General features: G+C 54.2%; 20 protein-coding genes and 1 pseudogene. 20 read left to right on the top strand and 1 reads right to left on the bottom strand.

Features of this window, described 5'->3' with window-relative positions; all coding sequences use genetic code 11:
- Window position 1: 1 nt before the first annotated feature.
- From B2U07_RS10035 to B2U07_RS09945, 19 genes are all read left to right on the top strand, one after another.
- A complete protein-coding gene (locus tag B2U07_RS10035) occupies window positions 2-1,663 on the top strand; it encodes a hypothetical protein (protein ID WP_071534604.1) in 1,662 nt (553 codons plus the stop codon).
- Complete coding sequence (locus B2U07_RS10030) at window positions 1,663-3,537, top strand: tyrosine-type recombinase/integrase (protein ID WP_003090790.1); 1,875 nt, start codon at window positions 1,663-1,665, stop codon at window positions 3,535-3,537. The genes B2U07_RS10035 and B2U07_RS10030 overlap by 1 nt, the downstream gene beginning before the upstream one ends.
- Complete coding sequence (locus B2U07_RS10025) at window positions 3,530-3,937, top strand: hypothetical protein (RefSeq protein ID WP_034082648.1); 408 nt, start codon at window positions 3,530-3,532, stop codon at window positions 3,935-3,937. Before B2U07_RS10030 ends, B2U07_RS10025 begins: the two co-directional genes overlap by 8 nt.
- A gap of 387 nt (window positions 3,938-4,324) precedes the next feature.
- Window positions 4,325-5,431 (top strand): endonuclease/exonuclease/phosphatase family protein, encoded by a 1,107-nt coding sequence (locus tag B2U07_RS10020; RefSeq protein WP_023098552.1) that lies wholly within the window; start codon window positions 4,325-4,327, stop codon window positions 5,429-5,431.
- Between the two features lie 477 nt (window positions 5,432-5,908).
- A complete protein-coding gene (locus tag B2U07_RS10015; RefSeq protein ID WP_031629774.1) occupies window positions 5,909-6,907 on the top strand; it encodes an ATP-grasp domain-containing protein in 999 nt (332 codons plus the stop codon).
- A gap of 75 nt (window positions 6,908-6,982) precedes the next feature.
- On the top strand, window positions 6,983-8,122 hold the full coding sequence (locus B2U07_RS10010) for a trypsin-like peptidase domain-containing protein (RefSeq protein ID WP_003154856.1): 1,140 nt from the start codon (window positions 6,983-6,985) through the stop codon (window positions 8,120-8,122).
- Between the two features lie 68 nt (window positions 8,123-8,190).
- Window positions 8,191-9,318, top strand: coding sequence for a phosphoribosyltransferase domain-containing protein (locus tag B2U07_RS10005; protein ID WP_003154854.1), 1,128 nt, complete (start codon window positions 8,191-8,193; stop codon window positions 9,316-9,318).
- Window positions 9,308-10,066, top strand: a complete 759-nt coding sequence (locus B2U07_RS10000; protein ID WP_003090785.1) for a hypothetical protein — start codon at window positions 9,308-9,310, stop codon at window positions 10,064-10,066. Before B2U07_RS10005 ends, B2U07_RS10000 begins: the two co-directional genes overlap by 11 nt.
- The gene (locus B2U07_RS09995; RefSeq protein WP_003090784.1) at window positions 10,059-11,153 is read left to right on the top strand and encodes a cysteine protease StiP family protein; all 1,095 of its coding nucleotides are present in this window, start codon (window positions 10,059-10,061) and stop codon (window positions 11,151-11,153) included. Before B2U07_RS10000 ends, B2U07_RS09995 begins: the two co-directional genes overlap by 8 nt.
- Window positions 11,153-12,100 (top strand): HpcH/HpaI aldolase/citrate lyase family protein, encoded by a 948-nt coding sequence (locus tag B2U07_RS09990; RefSeq protein WP_003090783.1) that lies wholly within the window; start codon window positions 11,153-11,155, stop codon window positions 12,098-12,100. The genes B2U07_RS09995 and B2U07_RS09990 overlap by 1 nt, the downstream gene beginning before the upstream one ends.
- Window positions 12,100-12,828 (top strand): HAD family hydrolase, encoded by a 729-nt coding sequence (locus B2U07_RS09985; RefSeq protein WP_023098554.1) that lies wholly within the window; start codon window positions 12,100-12,102, stop codon window positions 12,826-12,828. Before B2U07_RS09990 ends, B2U07_RS09985 begins: the two co-directional genes overlap by 1 nt.
- A gap of 2 nt (window positions 12,829-12,830) precedes the next feature.
- Window positions 12,831-13,424 carry a TerD family protein gene (locus tag B2U07_RS09980; RefSeq protein WP_003090782.1) on the top strand — a complete coding sequence of 198 codons (594 nt, stop codon included), beginning with the start codon at window positions 12,831-12,833 and terminating at the stop codon, window positions 13,422-13,424.
- Window positions 13,421-14,602, top strand: a complete 1,182-nt coding sequence (locus tag B2U07_RS09975) for a TerD family protein (RefSeq protein ID WP_003154850.1) — start codon at window positions 13,421-13,423, stop codon at window positions 14,600-14,602. Before B2U07_RS09980 ends, B2U07_RS09975 begins: the two co-directional genes overlap by 4 nt.
- Window positions 14,603-14,649: 47 nt before the next feature.
- A complete protein-coding gene (locus tag B2U07_RS09970) occupies window positions 14,650-15,099 on the top strand; it encodes a tellurite resistance TerB family protein (RefSeq protein WP_003090780.1) in 450 nt (149 codons plus the stop codon).
- Window positions 15,100-15,111: 12 nt separating this feature from the next.
- Window positions 15,112-16,146 (top strand): TerC/Alx family metal homeostasis membrane protein, encoded by a 1,035-nt coding sequence (locus B2U07_RS09965; RefSeq protein ID WP_003090778.1) that lies wholly within the window; start codon window positions 15,112-15,114, stop codon window positions 16,144-16,146.
- 28 nt (window positions 16,147-16,174) lie between these two features.
- Complete coding sequence (locus B2U07_RS09960) at window positions 16,175-16,753, top strand: TerD family protein (RefSeq protein WP_003090777.1); 579 nt, start codon at window positions 16,175-16,177, stop codon at window positions 16,751-16,753.
- Between the two features lie 35 nt (window positions 16,754-16,788).
- Window positions 16,789-17,367, top strand: coding sequence for a TerD family protein (locus tag B2U07_RS09955; protein ID WP_003090776.1), 579 nt, complete (start codon window positions 16,789-16,791; stop codon window positions 17,365-17,367).
- Between the two features lie 263 nt (window positions 17,368-17,630).
- Window positions 17,631-18,962, top strand: coding sequence for a hypothetical protein (locus B2U07_RS09950; RefSeq protein WP_003090774.1), 1,332 nt, complete (start codon window positions 17,631-17,633; stop codon window positions 18,960-18,962).
- A gap of 112 nt (window positions 18,963-19,074) precedes the next feature.
- Window positions 19,075-20,268 (top strand): DUF4236 domain-containing protein, encoded by a 1,194-nt coding sequence (locus B2U07_RS09945; protein ID WP_023104035.1) that lies wholly within the window; start codon window positions 19,075-19,077, stop codon window positions 20,266-20,268.
- A gap of 109 nt (window positions 20,269-20,377) precedes the next feature.
- Here B2U07_RS09945 and B2U07_RS09940 read toward each other — a convergent pair whose 3' ends face one another.
- Window positions 20,378-20,482: a VWA domain-containing protein gene (locus tag B2U07_RS09940; RefSeq protein WP_223865684.1), complete on the bottom strand. Its 105-nt coding sequence runs from the start codon at window positions 20,480-20,482 to the stop codon at window positions 20,378-20,380.
- A gap of 8 nt (window positions 20,483-20,490) precedes the next feature.
- Between B2U07_RS09940 and B2U07_RS09935 the strand changes: the two are divergent.
- Window positions 20,491-21,477 (top strand): annotated as a pseudogene (locus B2U07_RS09935) (glycerate kinase); the annotation flags it as partial.
- Window position 21,478 lies beyond the last annotated feature (1 nt).

The following is a 21,478-nucleotide window of genomic DNA, read 5'->3' as shown; positions in this document are numbered from 1 at the left end:
TATGGCGCGCAAAGATTTTTCTTCTGCTGCTCTGGTGATAGATAAAGGCTCATCTAACCACATCATCGCGGATCATCTGTCAAAGACCATTAATTTTGTTCCGGAGAGTTATGTTATTAATTTTCCGGAAAGTCCGTTGACAGTGCGGAAATTGGATTTCGGACGATATTATGGTGTAGGGTGTGATGAGGTTACCTATTATTGCCATAAAGTCATCGAAGTGCTGCTCGGGTCTGCTATAGCTTCGCAAGGTAAGACTAAGTCCGTGGCGAGTATTATTACTTATGCAAAGCGCGTTTCGAGAAGCTTTTTATGCTATTGCTCATTTATGTCAATGGCTATGAAGGGTGAGATAGGTTTGCGACATATTGATAGGGGGTTTGTTGCATCTTTTATTAGATATCTCGAGGCCTCTGGTGCTGGATATACAACTCAGAAAAATATTTACACCTGTTGTAAGTCAGTGCTTGGCGAGTTGGTAAGGTGTGGGTTACTTTCAAGTGATATATTTCCTCCTAATCCTTACCCGCACTCCAATAGGAGGAAAAGTAGTGAAAAAGCTTTTTCAAAGAAAGAGTTTACACAAGTTATTAATGCTTTGAAAAGAGAGGTGATTGCAGTAAAGGAGGCGTCTGGTCCTATTTTGGCGGAGGGCTTGGCCTTTTGTGCGGTTGCAATAGTAGCTCGTACTGGATTGAATCTTACGCCTTTAATCGAACTTTCCATGGGGTGTTTGCTTCCTCATCCGCTTAGGCGTGATCGTAGTATTTTGATTACTTATAAGCGCCGCGCTCATAAAGTGAACTATCAGTCAGTTAGTAGTGGCGCTGTGTCAACGCTGGATGATGAAGTAGATACCCTGAGTGTGGTGCTGCCCGATATTTCCGCTATTATAAAAATGGTCGCAGAAAGGAATGACTCTATAAGGAGTAGGGGGGAGTGGAAAGATAGGCTATTCGTTCGTGAGCGCCCCTTAAAGAATCCTGATGAAAGAACTCCTGCACCTATAACTATTAATACTATTAATCGAGCTTTGGAGGCGCTGGTAGTTCGTCATGAGTTGATTTCTGATAATGGTGATAGACTGGTTGTTAATGTGTCTAGATTAAGGAAGACCTTTGCCAATAAAATATGGGAGCTCTCAGGTAATGATCCTTTTTTAACTGCAATGTTGGCTGGAAATACTCCAAAAGTCCTCTTGGATAGTTATTTGGAAGCGCCGGCTGATGCTGAGAAAAATTGGGCGTTGATGGGGGAGGTTCGTAATAAAGAACTTCTCGAAAATGATCATGCCGATCTTGGTATTATTCCGGTAAAAGAGGTAAATACTGCTGTGGCCCGTTGCAAGGATACCGTTAACGGGCACAGGGCTCCCAAGAATGGGAGTCATTGTGTGGAGTTCTTAAACTGCTTTCGCTGCAGCTCTTTCGTAGTGACTGCGGATGACCTGCATAGATTATTAAGCTTCTATTGGTTGTTGGTTCGTGAGCGCGGGCGAATCGGTGCAAAAAATTGGGTGAGGTTATATAGGCATATAATTAAAATTATTGACGAAAAAATCTTGCCTAAATTTGATAAGTCCACTGTCGTGGCTGCTAGGGAAAAAGCTAGGCAGAATCCTCATCCATTTTGGAAAGATCCTGAAATTTTGGGGTTGGCATAATGATTTTGGCTAAGGGTGTTAGCTATTATCAACAAGAAGCACTGAGAAAGGCTCGTGAAGGTCACACGCACCTGCCTATAGCAGTCACCGCTACACGGCTAGGGGACGGGACATACAAAGTCTTAAGTTACCTCGCGGATGACGTTTGGCGATTCCCAAACGCGATTTTTCCACCTGGGACTGCTGACCACGATAAATGCATTCGGTTCGGTAAGATTCCAGAGCGTTGGCGCTCAGTTCTGAAAATAGTTATGCTTGAATACTATTTAAACGGCATAGAGGGCCGGGTGCGACCAGTCGGATCTTCGTTAATTTCTTTTTTCAAAAACGTATCATTATTTTTGAAGTTTGCTGGTGCTTATGTCGAGTGCTTGTCTGAAATTTCAGAATTTCTGTGTATGCAGTATGTTAATTATTTAAAAAATAGTAGCAGTAGATCTGGTAATAAGTTTTCTAAGTCCTATCTTTGTACGCGATTGAGCTCGGTGCACACACTGCATCTGCTCAGTAAAGTTACTACTACTCCCATGGTGCACCCTTGGCCTGAAAGTAGCGCGACTGAGTTGTCAGGCGCAAATCGTGCTCACTGGGCCCAATCAAAGACCTTGCCAATTCCAGATAACAAGCTCGCGGAAATTTTTCGTGCGGCTGTATCACGTCTAGAGCGCGCAGACGAGACATTAGCGCTTGCGGAAATGGTTTCCGAATGGCAAGCCCAATATTCCTATTCTGGCACTGTAAACGCAAAACTTGCGGCTACGGGATACCGGGGTGGCATTTTAGGGTTGAGACTTGAGAAAAATCTCCTGCTAGATGCCTGCAGTATCGTCATTCTTCTAACGAGCGGTATAAGAGTTTCAGAGCTCATGAGCTTAAAAGTAGGCGCTCACTACGTACGTGATGGGGAAGATGGTACTAAGTTTTACTGGATGTCTGGAGTATCCACAAAGACCAAAGAGGGTAAGGTAGATTGGCTAGTCACAAAGCTTACCCATGAAGCGCTAGACGTTGCGGGGAAGGTCACCGCAGAGATTCGTGCCGAGCTAAATGATAGATACAGTTTGGCTAAGTCGGCAAGTAATCTGATAGAGATGCATGATTATGAAGCGCATCTCGATTCTTTGTTCCTTGGGTGGGGAGGGCATGCACATAAACTCCAAGTTTTTGCTGCACAAACCATTAGGGCAAGATTAAAGCGGTTTATGCTGGCTCATAATATTGACTGGGAGGTCGCACCACACCAATTTAGAAGGACGTTCGCTCGATATGTGGCTCGCAGTCAACTCGGTGATGTTCGTTATCTTCGTGATCATTTCAAACATTGGACGCTGGATATGACTGCGATATATGCAGAGGATCAAGTTAGAGATAAAGAGCTGTTTGATGAAATCTATGTTGCAATGCGTCACGAAAAGATGCTGGTGCTTGAAAGTGTTTTTGAAGAAGATGCATTGGTTTCTGGTGGTTTGGCAGAGACCATTCGTATTTTTCGATCCTCTGATGAGGCGATTCGGACGTACAAAAGCCGCCGTGAAATGGTTCAGTTTGTATCGGAGGTTGTGCATCTGAGAAGTACTGGTATTGCATGGTGTACTGCAGATAGTACGGGCTGCTCCGGTGGCAGTGTATTGGATAAAACTCGATGCGGTGATTGCTCGAAAAGTCTTATCGATGAATCGCGGCTGCCACATTGGGTAGGCATATATGCTCAAATGTTGGAGCTTAAAGCTATCGCTAATGACTGTGGTCCAGGTGCGGGTGCACGAATTGACAGCGATATTCGACGGTGTGAAGTCGTCCTTCAAGAGCTTGGAGCTGATATTGAGGAGCTTAAGCTCGGTGTTTTACTTGAAGGGGGGCTTCGTCATGCATAAAGAAGATCGAATATCGGGAACCGAAAAAAAGTTGCTAGATGCTTTAAAGCGAATCCAGCACGGACGTACGAGGATAGTAGAATCTAGTAGAAAGTTGTCTATTGCCTCGGTTGCCGAAGAGGCAGGTATGAGTCGTGCAACAATCCATAATCGCTATCCCCGTGTTGCCGAAGAAATTCGTACTGCTCTCGGTCAGGGGCATCGAGAAAAGATTGTCAAAGGACTGGAGGCTCAGCGAGAGATGCGCGATATAATCAAGGCGCTCCGTATAGAAATTAATGGATTGAAAGCTATGAAGGTTAAACTCGTGTCTATCAACGAAAGTCTCGAAGCAGAACTGAGGATGCTTCGAGCTATTGTCGACTCAAAAAATGTCAAAGCGTTGAAGTCCAGAGGTTGAGTGTGACTATTTCAGGGCGAGCTATGGCAGTGGCTTAGTCCGGTTATGCCAGAGTTCTAGCATCAAAATTCCCTAGTCAAAATCATAATGAAGTGCTCCTTCGTAAGCAGCTGTTAGAGATTTTGTTTGGCATGGATGCAGTTGTTTGCGAAGAACCTCTTCCGCCGATTCTGTTGGAAAAGTTGGTTTTTGAGATGGCAGCTTTGGACGGTTAAAAAAATACATTAGATTTCGGTGCCTCTACGAAAAAATAAGTTTTGAGCGAACCAGATTTCAACGTCGCTCATGCTCTTTCATGGGGCAGAATCATGACGGTTTTTTTCAACAAAATCGGCCGGTAGCTGAAAATTCAATTACGTTTGATGCCCAAACAAAAGGAGTAAACGGGTGAAAGGGTTTTTCAATGGCGCATTGCTTTTGGGCACTGTTCTGGTCAGTTCTCTGAGCTCGGCAGCGGATCTGACTCTGATGTCTTGGAACGCCATGAGGTTGGGACAGGGTGGGGAGAAGAGCTTTCCAGCACTCGCCGAGGTGGCAGGGAAAGCAGATCTGGTAGCCATTCAGGAAGTGATGAATGAGGAAGGACTGACAAAGTTGGAGGCGGAGCTTGAGAAACGGACCGGGGAGCAATGGTCGACGTTGGTCAGCCATGCGGTGGGCTCCCGCTCCTACAAAGAACTCTATGCTTTCCTCATGCGTGAGAGCGTTGTCGTATACGAAGACGGGGCAGTCGTGTACATGGATCGAGGCGATCGCTTTATTAGGGAGCCCTTATCGGCCCGATTTAAATCGAAACGAGATGGTACGTTATTTGCTGTGGCCAGCATTCACGTGTTGTACGGGAAAGGTCCCCAAGACCGTGAGCCGGAGGTCAGGGAATTGGAGAGCTACTGGGCGTGGCTGGAAAGCATCTACCCAGAAACCCCGGTCATGCTGGTAGGTGACTTCAATATGTCTCCCTCTCACCCCGCATTTTCCGGCCTCTCACAGCACGCAACGCCCCTCATTACAAAGGGCGCAACCACGCTTTCCGCACGCGAAGGGCTCTACGCCAATCTTTACGACAACATCTGGGTATCCAGGACGCATCGTCTGAAGCTGGATAACGCGGGCATCATGGACTACCCCCGGATGATCGGCTGGAGCCATGAGAAAAGCCGGAAGCACGTGAGTGATCACGCTCCCGTATTCGTCACCCTGGGAAATGCGAAGCTGCGCCAGGGGGTTGTAACGGTCCGACCGGAGGCAGAAAGGAGTCGAGTTGCGGGGGGCGGAATGAAGCAGATTTTCCCGTCTCAAGCTCAGAAGAGCACTGCAGCCATCGCCTCCAACATAGACGATGCCGACCATATCCGCGGAAATGCTAACTCCCGCATTTTCCACTGGCCGGGCTGCCCGAGCTACGACAAAGTATCACCAAAGAACCGAGTGGAGTTCAGCAGTGTCCAGGAGGCAGAAGCCGCAGGGTACCGGTTGGCCGGCAATTGTCGCTGATAGATCTAATGCACCGACCAAAGGTTGGTGTCACAGCCTCATCGCAGTGAGGCAGTCGCACGCATCAATGTGACCTAGGGCAGCTTCGGCTGCCCATTATCCGATTAGGAGTTGGACCGTGCCTGTGCGAGCGCCTTGTAGTGACCACCAGCAACCGGATGGGTGCATTCAAGTTCCCTTTAGTAACCAATACCGTTTCTCTTTCAACTGGGTCCAGGAACGAGTCCGTTGAGAGTTGCGATCAGGCTCTGTTTCTCCGATAACTTCAGCACTCTACTGAACACCAAACCTTGCGTGCACGAGGTTCTGAAAGACGCTCAAGATGCGGCCAGAGTGATATTTAGATCTTGGCGATACACTCCAGTAGAATGCTGGATGCCGGTTGATACACGCCGAGCCCCCGTTATCGCCCCTTCCACCATAAACATGGCTGATCGCCTTTTTTGCCCGGCCGCAGCCACCCTGAGGATGCATATCTTGATTTGGTTTCTTGAGGGACAGTCCAGCCAGCGGGACATCATTCTGGGAGCGCGTGAAGCCCTCCCGCCGGAAGTGAGGATTTTTGCTTCACATCGCCAAGACAGGCCCGAAATCACCGGAAGCGCCGATGTAAGTTTCCTTGAGCCGAAGGACAACCAGGAACGAATCGACTGGGTGATCGAGACCGCCCTAAGGCATGGGATCAAAGTCATCCTAGTCGGCCGCGTGGGGAGTGTCTTTGAGGCTCAGCGCCACCGATTCGAGGCCGCTGGCCTGGTTTTGGTTACCGGCGGCGCGAGCATGGGTACGTTCGAGTTGGTAGACGACAAGAGTAAATTCACGGCGGAAGCAGAACGTGCAGGCCTTGCCTGTGTCCCGGCGATCACGGCACGTAATGCGAAGGAACTCATCGATGCCTACGAGTCCCTTCGTGTTCTCGGCGACGTCTGTGTCAAACCAGCGGTAGGTATATATGGCCAGGGGTTCTGGCGCTTCAAGTCTGAAGCGGATTCGTTTCGTTGCTTCGCCAACCCCGATTCTCGGGAAGTCCAGTTTGAGACATACCTTAATGCCTACCGGGCTGGAGCGGATCGTTCCGCCATGCTGGTCATGCCGTACATGACAGGAAGCGAGTGCTCGATCGACATGGTTTGCGAATCCGGCCGCCCCGTGGCATTCGTTGGTCGCCGGAAAGAAGGGCTGCACCAGACCTTCGAGAATGACTCGCCAGCGGTAGAGCTCGCTCTGAAGGCTGCCGCTCACTTCCAGTGCGATGGCCTGGTCAATGTCCAAACGCGGGATGATTTAGACGGTGTCCCACATCTACTCGAGATCAATCCGCGGTACTCCGGTGGCATCGGCTACACCCGACATACGGGAGTGAACCTGCCAGGCATCTTCGCCACTAGAAGGCTTGGTCTGGCTGAGCCGGTGAGTGATTGGATACCGAACATCAGGGTGAAAGCCATAACCGTTGCGGTGCCAGTGACAACTTGATATGTAGTCAGACTTCAAGTTTGATATCATTTCGCCGCATTTAGTAAGGTTCGGGGCTCAAGGAGCAAAGCAGGGATGATGGTGATGGCGCCTGGCGCAAACACAGCTTTGGGAGCGGCGCAATGTTCCTGGACGCTGGAGTGCGGCAATCCCTCTGCATTCGGGGACTATGCCGCTGTCGCTCTGCTTCCGCTGGACGATAAGCGTCACCCAAAAGGGGAAGCAGCACTTTTCCAGGTTTCCCAGGCCTGGATGCAGTGGAGTGGTGGGCAAGAGAAAATCTGCTGCAACTTGAATCTCGGCCAACTTCCGACCGGTGCCGACAGGGTGCTCTTGGTCGTGTACACCTTCTCGGCAATGGGGCCAGTAAGCGACCTGCGATTACTCCGCTTGCAGATCGACTCTCAGATCGAGTTCAACTTGAACCTGTCCGACAATGGTGAATCAGCGATCATTGTCGGTGAGTTCTATTGCCGCAATCACCAGTGGAAATTCCGTGCTCTGGCCGAGGGGTCGGCCTATGGCCTAGCAGCACTTGGACGTCGCATCGGCCTGAAGATCGACGATGCTCACCCGCACCGCCGCTCCAGTTCCTCAGAACAGAGCCGACCGGCATCCGGAGCGACAGGCACCGGCTTTGCTGTGACTTCCACCCATATTCTCACCTGTGCGCATGTCATTGAGGACATGAAAGAGATCCACATCGCTTCGTTCGAAGGACGCCATCGTGCCGAGGCAGTGGTTGTAGATCAGCGCAATGATTTGGCACTACTTAGAGTGCAAGGAGCGCCAGCCTTTAAGCCGGTGGCTTTCCGGGATGGAGTTGGGTGTGACCTTGGCGAGCCTGTGGTGGCCCTCGGGTTCCCACTTGCTGGTCTGGCCGGTGGGGGGGTGCACGTCACCCAAGGTGGCGTTTCAGCACTCTTTGGCCTGCACAATGACTCCAGTCTGCTCCAATTCACTGCACCAATTCAGCCGGGATCAAGTGGTAGCCCCCTCTTTGACGCAGCTGGATCAGTTGTAGGGATGGTGACTTCCACGATCCCTGACGCACAGAACATGAACTTCGCGGTCAAGGCCGGGCTTGCCCTGGCGTTTCTTGACGCCTGTGGTGTCGAGCCAACTCGTACACCAACAGGAAGGACTTTCTCGACATCTCAAATGGCCCGTGAAGCCCAGCAATCGCTATGGAAAATCGAGGCGCGTAATCCATAGGGAAACAATTGCTTGAATCTCGGGACTAGGCGTTAGGGGCAGCCCTCGTGCCAAACAAGGAAGCATTCATGGAAAAAATCATAGTACCAACGTCCGTACGCGCCCAACTCAAGCGAGGGCTCCTCGAGGTCAAAGTCGAAGACACCGTTCTCCCTCCAGCTGACCTGTTCGGCTTCGCAGAGCGCCGGAACCCCAAGCGAGCATTCCTTTTCGTGTCGAAAGTGCTGGGCCGCCATATACCCGTGCGCCCCTCGGTTATGGCTGCCAGCTTCGAGAGTCTAGCCGCCGAAATCCCGCCTGATCTCCCTGGCCCGGTGCTGGTCATTGGCATGGCCGAAACTGCGGTTGGCCTCGGTGCCGGTGTGCACCGCGCCTTCAGTACCACTCGCTCTGACAGTGTGTACCTCATCAGCACTCGCCACCCCCTTGGTACCGACCTCTTCGCTCGATTCGAGGAAGAGCATAGCCATGCGAGTGCGCACCTGATCCACATGCCCGTCGATCCCGAAATCAGGGAAGCGATGCTTCAGGCGCGGTCGCTGGTGCTGGTGGACGATGAGGCTTCTACTGGGAAGACCTTCGTCAATCTGCACCGCGCCTTGGTAGAGGCCGGACTGAGCAAGATCGAACGTATCGTCACCTGCGTCCTCACGGACTGGTCTGCTGGCGCTGTGCGCAAAACCATCGGGGAATCAGCCACTGCAGTTTCGCTGATGCAGGGTTCCTACCAGTTCCATGAAAACCCAGCTGCCCCGCCACCCGAAATGCCCGATGTGGGAGCAGTTTCCATCGGCGAGTGGCCTCTTTCGGCTGACAAGGACTGGGGGCGTTTGGGCGTTCGTCGTGTGGACGACACGCTTGCCCCCGACATCCGGGTTCACCCTAACGAGAAAGTCATCGTGGTGGGTACAAGTGAGTTCGTTTGGCGTCCCTTCCTGCTGGCTGAGCGACTGGAACGTGCTGGTGTGGACGTGCACTTCAGTTCTACCACCCGCTCTCCAATCGCCCTGGGCCACGCCATCGAGCACGCCCTGTCGTTCTCAGATAACTACGGTCTTGGCATCCCGAACTTCCTCTACAACGTGAAGCCGGGGCAGTTTGACCGAGTCCTGATCTGCTCCGAGACTCCCGAGCAGGCTGCTCCTGCAGAGCTGGTTGCTGCCCTGAATGCCGAGGTGATTTTCGATGGGCACTAATCGTCCCCTGGTATTCGTCGACCTCGACGACACCCTGTTCCAGACCTCTCGCAAGATGGTCGAAGGTACGCCGCGTACTACCGCGACGCTGGACGTACACGGCCAACCCAATGGGTACATGAACCCGATCCAGCACTCCTTCATCAGTTGGCTGCTGGCTTCTGCCGATGTAGTGCCTGTCACTGCGCGTGACGTTGAGGCCTACAGCCGCGTCAAGCTCCCCTTCACCGAGGGGGCTATCTGCTCGCATGGTGGTGTGATGCTCCACTCTGACGGCTCACTGGATCAGGACTGGCATGGCCAGATGGCAGAATCCCTTTGGGCCTTCCAGGATCGACTGCCAGCGTTGAGCGAAGCAACCTTGCGGATCGGGAAGGACATGGGCTATTCGCTCCGCGGTTGGGTTGTGGAAGAAGAAGGTCTGCGCCACTACGTGGTGACCAAACAGAACGAATCTGATGACGCTGTCCTCTCCAAGGTTCTGGCCGAGGTTCAAGCCCGAGGCATGCTGGAAGGCATGCACATTCACGCCAACGGCAACAACCTCGCTTTCCTGCCCAAGGGGCTGGCCAAGCGATTGGCAGTTCAAGAATGGCTGCGCCGTGACGCCAAGATCAATGGAGATCGCCCAGTCCTTGGCTTCGGCGACAGCATTACTGACCTAGGATTCATGGGCCTTTGCCACATGTGGGCTACACCCGCTCGCAGCCAATTGGCCAAGGCCGTGGAGGAGATGATCATTGAGTAATCTCCTTGCCACCCTGAATACCGTCGGCAGCGGAAGCTACGCGCCGGAAGACGTCCATTTCCTTCTGCGGTCGGTGCAAATGAATGTCACCGATGTCGAGGAGAAGGAGCGCCTGATTCAGACCAATCAGAAGCACTATTCGGAGATGATCAGCCAAGAACACGCGCCTACCGACGTTCACAAGTCCTTGTACGCTCGCGCGCTAGTGCTGAACGGTGCTCGCATGGCTGAAGATGTTCAATCTCTGGCTTTGGCGTTGAGTGCCGTCTGCACCGGCTCCAGCATCGCACTGGTTTCCTTCGTGCGCGCCGGCCTTCCCCTTGGCGTCCTGCTCCGTCGGGCACTGGTCGAGATGGGCCGTGACGCCCACCACTATGGCGTAAGCATTATCCGTGATCGTGGGATCGATACAGTGGCCCTCGAAGCGATCATCCAGTTGCACGGTGCTGAGAACATTGTCTTCGTGGATGGCTGGACCGGCAAGGGAGCAATCTCTGGCGAGCTCAAGCGGACGCTAGGTGCCGACAAGCGTTTCCCGGAAGAGCCCCGACTCGTTGTGCTAGCCGACCCCTGCGGCCGCGCATGGCTCGCCGCCTCCGCAGAGGACTGGGTTATCCCGTCCGGAATCTTGGGCGCAACCGTTTCCGGCTTGGTGTCTCGCTCCATCTGGCCGACTCAAGGTGGGCTTCATGGTTGCGTGGTCTACGACCACTTGAGTGAACACGACGTTACTCGTGAATTCATCGACAAGATCGAGGCTGAGCGCCAAGCGCTGAGTAGCGTCCAAACCGCATCGCCCTGGACGCACGAGCAGAGCCTGAAGCTCCAGGCCGCGGCCGAAAACGTGGTTACCTCCCTGGCTACCCGCTTTGGCATCAGCAACCTGAATCGCGTGAAACCAGGTATTGCCGAGGCCACCCGAGCAGTCCTGCGCCGAGTGCCCGATCACGTGCTGGTGCGAGATCGTAATGACGGCGACGTGCAACTCCTACTGCATCTCACCGAGCGCGCAGGGGTAACGGTGGAGGAGACCGGCGAGGCTCTTGGACCTTATCGTGCGGTAACCATCATCCGGAGTACGAACTGATGAAGGCGATTTCTCCATTCGCCCTCGGGGCGACTCTGTACATGCCGGCAACCCGCGATGACATCCTGGATGTGGTGTTCGGGATGAAGATCCCTGAGCTTCGCTCACTCGTTGTGTGCCTGGAAGATGCAGTGGCGGCGATCGACGTCGAAAGTGCACTCGCAAATCTGCAGGCCCTACTCATGGGCATTCAGGCCCGTGGCGGCCGCCCGGAACAAGGGCCGTTGCTCTTCCTCCGTCCTCGCGATGCAGAGATGGCAGCAGTGCTGAACGGATGGCCGCTGATGAAGCACGTCAACGGGTTCGTCGTTCCCAAGCTGACGCTGAAGTCTCTTCCTTTTTGGGAAGCCGCTGTTAGCAACCCTGACCTCTATCTCATGCCAACCCTGGAAACGAGCGATGTTTACGACCCGGGTGCCATGGTGGAGCTCGGCCAGGCTCTGAAGGCCAACCTGAACCAACGCATCATCGCACTCCGGATTGGCGGGAACGACCTCATGGGTTGCCTCGGCCTGCGCCGCAACCCTGCCACCACGCTCTACAACACACCGATGGGCTACGTGATTCCCATGCTCGCCGGCGTGATGGGAGCACAGGGATTTGCCCTGACGGCCCCTGTATTCGAGCAGTTGGCCACGCCTCATCTTCTTCAGGAGGAGTTGAAGCTCGACATCGCACATGGCCTGGTAGGCAAGACGGCAATTCATCCAAGTCAGATCCGCATCATTCAGGACAATCTCCGCGTGAGCCTGGAGGACCTCAACTGTGCCAAGCTGATCGTCAACGATGTAGCCCCCGCCGTCTTCAAGCACAACGATGCAATGTGCGAACCGGCTACTCATTACAAGTGGGCAGTGAACATCCTTGAGCGCGCCAAGTGGCATGGTGTGAAAACCGCCGATATGGGCAATGGCGAGCACAGTGTCCGCCTGGCCGAGGCTTACTAATGAGCATCGAAATGCTGGAGGCTGGGCCGAAAGGAGCGAAGGTGCTCTCGGTGTTTGACTTCGATGGCACTCTCACCCGGCACGACAGCTTCGTGCCGTTCCTTCGGTTTGCCTTCGGCACTCGCGAGTTCACCCAACGCATTCTCAGGTTGGCGCTGCCCACCCTGAGGTATCTCTCCAGGGGCATGTCCCGGGATGAGCTTAAGGCCCAGTTGATAGGCACATTTCTCGCTGGCGTGGAAGCCAAATGGGTATGTCAGAAAGCTGAAGATTTTTGCCAGTTGGTTTGGCCCAAGCTCATGCGCCCATCAGGGGTAAGATCAGTTGCGGCCGAAATTGCGTCCGGAGCGGAGGTTACACTCTGCTCGGCTTCTCCGGCGCTAGTTCTGCGGCCCTTCGCCGAACGTCTCGGCATCAAGCTCATCGGTACAGAACTGGAAGTGGTCGATGGTCACTTGACCGGCAGGATCAGCGGAAACAACTGTCGCTGCGAGAACAAGGTACGCCGATTGGAAGCCATATATGGCCCTCTGACACAGTATCGGTTGAGGGCCTGGGGGGATACCCATGGCGATCATGAATTATTGGATGCAGCGCAAGATGCGCATTGGCGTCATTTTCACCCCGCGTGGCGGCGTTCCCGCTCGCGGTATAGCAAGGCCGGGAGCCCGGAGAGTGTTTCTCCGCGTGAGTCCCACTCGAACTCTGAAGATCAACAAGGAGCGTAAGCATGGCAATCACCCTGAGCAAAAATCAGAGCATTTCGCTGGAAAAAACTGCCGGCAGCGGCCTGACCTCGGTCAGCCTCGGACTGGGTTGGGATCCGGTAAAGTCTGGAGGTTTCCTCTCCAAGCTCCTCGGCGGTGGCAACGACGAGATCGACCTCGACGCCTCCTGCATTCTGCTGGACGGGAACATGAAGCCGGTGGATCTAGTTTGGTTCCGTCAGCTCAGCTCGAAGGACGGCTCCATCAAGCACTCCGGCGACAATCTCACCGGTGAAGGCGATGGCGACGATGAAACCATCAACGTCGACCTGCAGCGTCTGCCAGCCTCCGTCCAGCACCTGGTGTTCACCGTCAACAGCTTCCGCGGTCAGAAGTTCGACCAGGTGGAAAATGCTTATTGCCGAATCGTGAACAACTCGAAGAGCCAGGAGCTGGCGCGCTTCAACCTCGCTGAGAAGGGCCAGCACACCGGCGTAGTAATGGCTAGCCTCAGCCGCAAGGGTAACGATTGGGACTTCAAGGCGATCGGCCAGTCCACTAACGGCCGCACTGCGGACGACCTCGTCAACTTGGCTATTCAGGCGGTACGCGCATGACAACCCTGGTACCTGGCGGTAATGCGCCGGTTGCCACCGGCCAACTGCGTGTGGACATCAGTTATACGCCGGCTCCAGGCGCAGACATCGATATCTCTGCATTCGCCCTAACCACCTCGGGGAAGGTTCGCGGCGATGGCGACATGTGCTTCTACGGTCAAACCAGTATTCTGGGTGGAGCTGTTCAGCTAACAGCCAATTCGGCCGGTCGTGCTGAGTTCACAGTCGACCTCAGCCGTGTTGATCCTGCCGTGGAGAAAGTTGCCCTCACCGCAACCATCTACGAAAACAAGGCAACCTTCGATCGCGTGTCGACGCTATCGCTAGCGCTCACTGGAGGGATCGAAGCTCAGATCCCAACACACGGGATGAATGAAACCGCCCTCATCCTCGGTGAGTTCTACCTTCGGCAGGGAGCGTGGAAGTTTCGTTGTGTCGCCCAGGGCTTCGCGGGAGGCTTGGGACCGCTGGCAAAGCACTTCGGCGTCGAAATCGCTGCACCTCCTTCCGCGCCGGCACCGACTCCCGCTGCGCCGCCTCAAGTACCTCCAGCCCCGCCGAAGCCGACCATCAGCCTCAGCAAGGTAACGCTCGACAAGTCTCGCTCGAGCATCAGCCTGGACAAGCCTGCTGCAGGGTTTGGTGAGATCAAGGTGAACTTGAACTGGAACCAAGGTGGAAGTGGCGGTGTACTCGGCGGCATCTTTGGCAAGAGCAAGTCCGTCGACCTCGACGTTGGGTGTCTCTTCGAACTGCAAGATGGCTACAAGGGAGTTGTTCAGGCCCTGGGGGAGGCCTTCGGTGATCTGAACGATGAGCCCTACATTCAGTTGATGGGCGACGACCGAACTGGTTCTGTTGCTGGCGGCGAGTGGATGCACATCAACGGCCGGCAGTGGAGCGAGATCAAACGCATCCTGGTCTTCGCGTTCATCTACGAAGGTGCTCCGAACTGGAAAGCTACCGACGGCGTCGTGACGATCTTCATCCCGGGCCAGCCAGAAATCGAAGTTCGCCTGAACGAAGAAGGTGGACGCTATGGGATGTGCGCCATCGCCTTGCTTGAAAACGTAAACGGGGCCGTTAAGGTCTCCCGCAGAGTCGACTTCCACCGTGGGCACCAAGATATGGACAAAGCCTACGGCTGGGGGATGCGCTGGACGGCGGGCTCCAAGTAAAAACTGATCCGGCGGGGCCGAAGGGCCCCGCTCACTGAGAGGAACACATGCTCGAATGGCTGAAAACCAACGCGACGAAAGCTCGCGAGACTCTGACGACTGAGGTCGCCAAGTTCAAAAATCGCACCTTCATGGAGGCAGTAGCAAATGCGTGCGCGCTGATCTCCGCGGCGGATGGTGAAATCAAATCCGAGGAGAAGATGAAGATGACCGGCTTCATCAATAACTCCCCGGAACTGAAGGTCTTCAACCTGAACGACGTGATCAAAGTCTTCAGCGACGCCTGCGGCAAGTTCGAGTTCGACTTCCAGATTGGTCAAGCTGAAGCCCTGAAGGCGATCAGCAAGGTCAAGGGCAAGGACGGCGAAGCACGGCTACTGGTACGTGTGGCCAGCGCCATCGGCGCCTCCGACGGTGACTTCGATGATAAAGAGAAAGCGGCATGCCGCCTGATTTGCCTAGAGCTGGGTCTGAACCCGGCAGACTTCGAACTGTAAGGAAACTTAAACGTGGAAACGACTCACATTGGCTTCCCACCGCTGACCATGGCGGTATTCGTCGGCCTTGCACTTGCCGCCCTGCTGCTGGACATGGTTACCCATCGCGATGACAAGCCGATCACCCTAGCGCGCGCCTCTATCTGGTCCGTGTTCTGGGTGGCGATTTCTCTGGCGTTCGCAGGTTTCCTCTACGTGCAGCACGGCGCTGAAGTCGCCAGCCTGTTCGTCACCGGCTACGCCTTGGAGAAAGTGCTGTCGGTCGACAACCTGTTCGTCTTCATGGCCATCTTCGCCTGGTTCAAGGTACCGGATGGCCTCCGTCACCGAGTTCTCTATTGGGGCATCATCGGCGCTATCGTCTTCCGTGGCGTATTCGTGGTCATCGGTACCGGCCTGCTCGCATTTGGCCCCTGGGTCGAGATCGTCTTCGCGCTGATCGTTGCCTGGACCGCTGTGATGATGCTCAAGGGCGGTGACGATGATGATGAAGAGGAGGACTACTCCCAACATCTTGCCTACCGCTTCGCGAAAAAGCTCTTCCCGGTATGGCCGAAGTTATACGGTCATAACTTCTTTGTGAGCCGCAAGAAGCTAGAAGTCGAAGTGCAGAAACCCGAGAACAAAGACATAAGCCTGGCGGCGAAAGGTGGTCTTTTCGCCACTCCGCTTTTCTTATGCTTGGTGGTAGTTGAGGTGTCCGATGTTCTGTTCGCCTTCGACTCGGTTCCGGCCGTAATCGCGGTGAGCCGTGAACCCCTGATCGTCTACTCGGCAATGTTGTTTGCCATCCTGGGTCTGCGTACCCTCTACTTCGTTCTTGAAGCACTGAAGCGCTATTTGGTGCACCTCGAGAAGGCGGTCATCGTGCTGCTGTTCTTCATCGCTGCCAAGCTCGGCCTGAACGCCACCAACCACCTGTTCCATCACGGCATCAGTATCGACCCGAATACCAGTCTGCTTATCGTCCTGGCAGTTCTGGCAGTCGGCATCCTCGCAAGCGTGATCTTCCCGGAAAAGGAAGAAGCGCAAGTCGAAAACCAGTAATCAGTAGCAACCACAAGGAGCTGTATACATGGCACTGTCTCTGCAAAAAGGTGGCAACCTCTCCCTGTCTAAAGAGGCGCCTGGCCTAACCAAAATTCTGGTAGGTCTGGGTTGGGACCCTCGCTCCACCGATGGCACCCAGTTCGACCTCGACGCCAGCGCTTTCCTGCTAAACGCCTCCGGTAAAGTCCGCGGCGATGCAGACTTCATCTTCTACAACCAACTCAAGAGTCCGGACGGTTCCGTTGAGCATACCGGCGACAACCGTGATGGCGCCGGCGACGGTGACGACGAGGCTATCAAGGTCGATCTGAGCCGCGTGCCGGTCGACGTCGACAAGATCGCCTTCACCGTGACGATCCATGACGCTGAAAATCGTCGCCAGAACTTCGGTCAGGTCGGCAACTCCTTCATCCGTATCGTTAACGAGACCAACGGCTCCGAGATTGTTCGTTACGATCTGGCCGAAGACGCCTCGACTGAAACCGCGATGATCTTCGCCGAGTTGTACCGCCACAACAGCGAATGGAAGTTCCGCGCTGTTGGTCAAGGCTACGCTGGTGGCCTGAAGGCCCTGGCCAACGGTTACGGTCTGACCGTCAACTGACCTCCATCTAATAAACTGAATCAAGGAATCACTTTATGGCAGTTTCTCTCCAAAAGGGCGGCAACGTCAGCCTGTCCAAAGAAGCACCAGGTCTGACCGAGGTCATCGTGGGCCTGGGCTGGGATCCGCGCGTAACTGACGGCACCGAGTTCGATCTCGATGCCTCCGTTTTCGTCACTGGCGAAAACGGTAAAGTTCTCAACGACGCCAGCTTCATTTTCTACAACAACAAGACGAGCGCTGACGGCTCCATCGAGCACCTGGGCGACAACCGCTCCGGTCAGGGCGATGGCGACGACGAGCAAGTCAACGTCAAGCTGAACGGCCTGGGCGCAGACGTGAAGAAGCTAGTCTTCGCCGTCACCATCCATGACGCCGAAGCTCGTAAGCAGTCCTTCGGCCAGGTGGGCAATGCCTACATCCGTGTCCTGAACAAAGCCGACGGCAAAGAGATTGCTCGCTTCGACCTGTCCGAAGACGCCTCCACCGAGACCGCCATGATCTTCGGCGAACTGTACCGTCACAACGACGAGTTCAAGTTCAAGGCTATCGGCCAAGGTTTTGCTGGCGGCCTGAAGCCTCTGGCTGAAGCTCACGGCGTGAGCATCGGCTAAGCCGAAAGGCGGAAAAAGCCCCGGAATTTCCGGGGCTTTTTCACATCTGCAGGAAGAGAACGAGTGTCGTGGTCGGTAAGATAATGCGTTAGATAGCCGGATGATCGCAACTCGGTTGATCTCGTTAAGATCTATAACAGCAAAGACTGCAGCATGCGCGATTTAGATCGCCCAATGCATGTCATAGCATGTAAGTGACCAGTTCCTGTCGGCTCTGGTTGGTTGGATTTTAAGCCTGTGAAATTACCGTGATGGGGAATGGAATGAAGTTAAAATCACTGGCAATGGCAGTGCCTTTAGCACTGGCTGGCTGCGGCTTCGTTAACGACCAGAAGCTCAATTTTGCTCATCAGGAGTATATGCAGGAGTGCTTTGCCACTTTTTCAAATAGTTGTAACGACAAGGCGATCGACTACAACATCATGCTTCTGGAAACAATTAAGGACAAAATGATTGAGGCAGGGCCTGAGCGTCTAGATCTCAAAGGGGAAAGTGCCGAGAGATTTGAAGAGCATGTAGAAAAATCCATCGGAAAAATGGTCGAGCATTTTGAAGTCATGAGGCCGGGCTTTTTCACTCGTGTATTTATGGGTAGGTTCGAGCCATTTGATGGGAAGTCTGTAAGAATTCTTGAAGCATCAGATGCAGACGAACTTTTTAGTGTAATCCTTGAAGAGTATACGAAGCGGCTCCTAGAAAACAGAAAGAAACTACAGGAAATTTGGGAAAAAACGCCGGATATGGTTTCCGAAGCGTCAGAGCCGGTCGGGCCTCTCAAAGAGGAGCCTGTTCAATCTACCTCGCAAAATGTTGAGGCTAATGGGCTTAAGGTCGCGGTTGACGCGGCGATTATTGAGCATGCACAGCAGAATGCCGCCAGTGAATACGGCGAAGCTCGCCGTTACCTGCAGGTGGATTTCGACGGGAATGGCAGCACTGATGCAGTTGTGATGTACACTCTTGAGCCAACTAGTGGCGGTAATTACAGCAACCAATATCTTGTTCCCCTCATCCATAACGGTGATGCGTGGGAAGCTAAGACACGCCTCGATATCATGAACTCCGCCTCTGATTTGGCTGACGAAGGCAATGGCGTTCTGAGCTATGTCGAGCTCTCGCACGGCCCAGATGATGCAGATTGCTGCCCGTCCATGGAGACAAAGCGTCTGTATAAGTGGAATGGTTCTGTCTTGCAGGAGTACAAAAATGATGGTGCAGTGCCAACACAGGCATCATCCAAATCTCTTGCTGAACCGCCTTTCTACTCAGTGCTCACGCTGAATGATTCATCGGACGAAAAAGAAGTGACGACCAAGCGAGTTTTAGAGTGCAGCATGGCCTCAAAGCTTGTTGGGCAGTTAGAGTCGATAGACATCATCGCAGATAAGATTAATCGGACCGGCTTGGCCAATACTATTAACCCTAATCCAGAAATTATGGCCGATTACCATCTGATGATTAAAAAGGATTGGTCGCTAAAAGATATGAATCGAGCAAGCCAAGATGAGTATTTAGTGGGGATCTATAATTCTGAATTCTGCCATAAGCTCCACGAGCAGCCGGCAATTCAGGTTTCCGATGTCCCAGCCGATTAGTCTCAGTCTAGTATCCAGCTTCACTGAACTCGCACGTATAGGCCTTAGATTGGCCAAGATCTCTGCCTGTCAGTGAGCAGCCCGGCATTTCCAGAGGACCTCGGAGGAAGAAATGGGATTTCGCTTCAGCAAACGAATTACGATCGTGCCTGGTGTTCGGCTCAACATCAGCGGGTCGGGTATCAGCACCTCTGTTGGGCCACGTGGACTAAGCTTAACGATGGGCAAGCGTGGTACCTACCTCAACGCTGGCCTGCCCGGGACCGGCCTCGCGTATCGTGAACGGCTGGACCGATCGGGGACAAGGAACGCGCCAAACCCTGCTGCAGACTCGGCAGGCTATTCCGGGCCGATCAAGGTCAAAGTCGACGATGATGGTTCGTTGATTATCACCGACTTGGAAGACGCTCCCCTTCCGCCGGCAATCGTGAAGAGGGTGAAGGTAGAGAAGAGTGACGAGATCCAGGCGCTTCTGGAAAAAGCTGCAGCCAAGATCAACCAGGCGCTCAATGAGTGCCTATCGGCTCATATGATGACCCCTCGGCCGGGTTCTCTGCCGGCGCTACCACCGGCATTCGATCTGGACGAACCGCGGCGACCTTCAACGGACGCTCCAGGGCTGCTCGACAAGATGCTCCTGCGGAGTTCTAGGATGGAAAAGGAGGCTCAGGAACTAGAAGCACAGTACCAGCAAGATCTTGTCGAGTGGAACGCTGCACGTGATGCTCACGAGAAGGCGCGATCCGACATTGATAAGGCCATTCGACTTGCCGCAAAGGGATACAGCGCTCAGATGGAGCGTGCCCTCGACTATGTCCTATCCGGCATTGCCTGGCCGAAAGAAACGCTCCTCGAGTACGAGTTCTCGCATGACGTTTCGGGCATTGCTCTGGACATAGATTTGCCTGATGAAGGGGATGTGCCCAACCGAACGGCTGAAGCCAGGGGCAATGGCAAGCTCACCTTTAAAACCCGGTCCGAAGCTCAGACTCGTAAGGACTTCGTCTCACTTTGCTACGGCACCGTTTTCCGCGTGGTTGGGGAGGTTTTTGCCTTGCTCCCAGGCATCCAAAAGTGCCTTGCTTCCGGGTACATTCAGCGCACAGATTTGGCAACGGGGAGTATCGGGGATCAGTATGTAATCTCGGCGCTGATCTCTCGTGATCAATGGGAAACCTTGGACTTCAGCCGGCTGGAGGCGATAGATCCAGGTGCGACGTTGAAGGCATTCGGGGCCGTGGTGAGCGTCGATAGAACATCGCGGTTCCGAGAAATCACCCCAATGGACTTAGCCACCCTTGGCTGAACCAGGTAATCAAGGTCACGGCTCCTAAAAAATAAAACCCGCCATCAAGGCGGGTCATCTGTTTTGAAGGACATTCTAGTAAAGACCTCCTTGGGTTTCTGGCGCTCCGCTAGCCGATGATCCCCTTCGCCGAAGCTTCCCTGATCCAGCTCGGGAATTCCTCCATGAGCTGGTCGTAGAGCCTTTCCTCAGTGACCTGGTGTAGGTCATCCAGCGCGAACAGCCATTGCTCAAGGAGTGCGGGATTCGGCTCCAGACGCTCAAATCGTGTGCATGCCCATGGCAGACGGCGGTGAGGGCACCGTCGACGCCGTCCTGGCTGCCACCGGTGGAGAGCGGCGGGTCAGTACCGTCCAAGGACCACTTGGGGCGGAAGTCCAAGCAGCTCGGGGCTGGCTTAACGAGTCTCGCACCGCTGTGATTGAAATGGCGGCAGCCAGTGGCATTCACTTGGTTCTGGCCGCGGAACGCGACGCTACGCGCGCTTCCACCTTCGGAACCGGTCAACTGGTCCAGCAAGCCCTGAGTGCTGGCGCGCAACGAATAATCATGGGGTTTGGGGGGAGCGCGACCAATGATGGCGGTACCGGAATGCTGCGAGCGCTTGGTGCCAGGTTTCTCGACTCTGCCGGCGATGAGATCGAGGAGGGTGGCCTGGCGCTCAAAGCTCTTCGCCAGATCGACTTGAACAGACTCGATGAGAGGCTACATAAAGTCCGGATTGAAGTTGCCTGTGATGTCAACAATCCATTGACCGGGCTGCACGGAGCCTCACACGTTTTCGGCCCGCAGAAAGGTGCAACGCCTGATCAGGTCTTGGCTTTGGATGAGGCTCTGAATACGTATGCCGATATTGTGGCCGCGCTTCTTCAGAAAGACGTACGTGACTTTCCTGGGGCTGGCGCGGCGGGGGGAATCGGGTTCGCCGCCAAAGCATTTCTACATGCGGAATTCCGGCCTGGTGTTCAACTGATCGCGGATTTGTCTGGACTGAGTCAGGCTGTTCAAGGAGCAGACCTTGTGATCACCGGCGAAGGGAGGTTGGATGAACAGACGCTGTACGGAAAGACCCCTGCCGGGGTGGCTGTCATCGCTTCTGCTGCGGGAGTGCCTGTCGTGGCAATCGCTGGCACGCTGGGAGTCGGATATCAGCGGCTGCGCGACATTGGAATCGTTGCAGCCTTCTCCATCACCTCTGGGCCCATGACGG

Source organism: Pseudomonas sp. UBA7530 (assembly GCF_002479365.1).
Classification (GTDB): Bacteria; Pseudomonadota; Gammaproteobacteria; order Pseudomonadales; family Pseudomonadaceae; genus Aquipseudomonas.
Note: the sequence above shows the minus strand (reverse complement) of the source record. Positions and strands in the feature narration are given on the sequence as shown.

Bases quoted from the DNA above. Each gene is read 5' to 3' on its own strand.
- B2U07_RS09950 (WP_003090774.1), top strand. From the start codon at position 17,631: ATGAAGTTAAAATCACTGGCAATGGCAGTGCCTTTAGCACTGGCTGGC.
- B2U07_RS10035 (WP_071534604.1), top strand. From the start codon at position 2: ATGGCGCGCAAAGATTTTTCTTCTGCTGCTCTGGTGATAGATAAAGGC.
- B2U07_RS09975 (WP_003154850.1), top strand. From the start codon at position 13,421: ATGACAACCCTGGTACCTGGCGGTAATGCGCCGGTTGCCACCGGCCAA.
- B2U07_RS10010 (WP_003154856.1), top strand. From the start codon at position 6,983: ATGATGGTGATGGCGCCTGGCGCAAACACAGCTTTGGGAGCGGCGCAA.
- B2U07_RS10025 (WP_034082648.1), top strand. From the start codon at position 3,530: ATGCATAAAGAAGATCGAATATCGGGAACCGAAAAAAAGTTGCTAGAT.
- B2U07_RS09980 (WP_003090782.1), top strand. From the start codon at position 12,831: ATGGCAATCACCCTGAGCAAAAATCAGAGCATTTCGCTGGAAAAAACT.
- B2U07_RS10030 (WP_003090790.1), top strand. From the start codon at position 1,663: ATGATTTTGGCTAAGGGTGTTAGCTATTATCAACAAGAAGCACTGAGA.
- B2U07_RS09990 (WP_003090783.1), top strand. From the start codon at position 11,153: ATGAAGGCGATTTCTCCATTCGCCCTCGGGGCGACTCTGTACATGCCG.
- B2U07_RS10005 (WP_003154854.1), top strand. From the start codon at position 8,191: ATGGAAAAAATCATAGTACCAACGTCCGTACGCGCCCAACTCAAGCGA.
- B2U07_RS09970 (WP_003090780.1), top strand. From the start codon at position 14,650: ATGCTCGAATGGCTGAAAACCAACGCGACGAAAGCTCGCGAGACTCTG.
- B2U07_RS09960 (WP_003090777.1), top strand. From the start codon at position 16,175: ATGGCACTGTCTCTGCAAAAAGGTGGCAACCTCTCCCTGTCTAAAGAG.
- B2U07_RS09945 (WP_023104035.1), top strand. From the start codon at position 19,075: ATGGGATTTCGCTTCAGCAAACGAATTACGATCGTGCCTGGTGTTCGG.
- B2U07_RS09955 (WP_003090776.1), top strand. From the start codon at position 16,789: ATGGCAGTTTCTCTCCAAAAGGGCGGCAACGTCAGCCTGTCCAAAGAA.
- B2U07_RS10000 (WP_003090785.1), top strand. From the start codon at position 9,308: ATGGGCACTAATCGTCCCCTGGTATTCGTCGACCTCGACGACACCCTG.
- B2U07_RS09985 (WP_023098554.1), top strand. From the start codon at position 12,100: ATGAGCATCGAAATGCTGGAGGCTGGGCCGAAAGGAGCGAAGGTGCTC.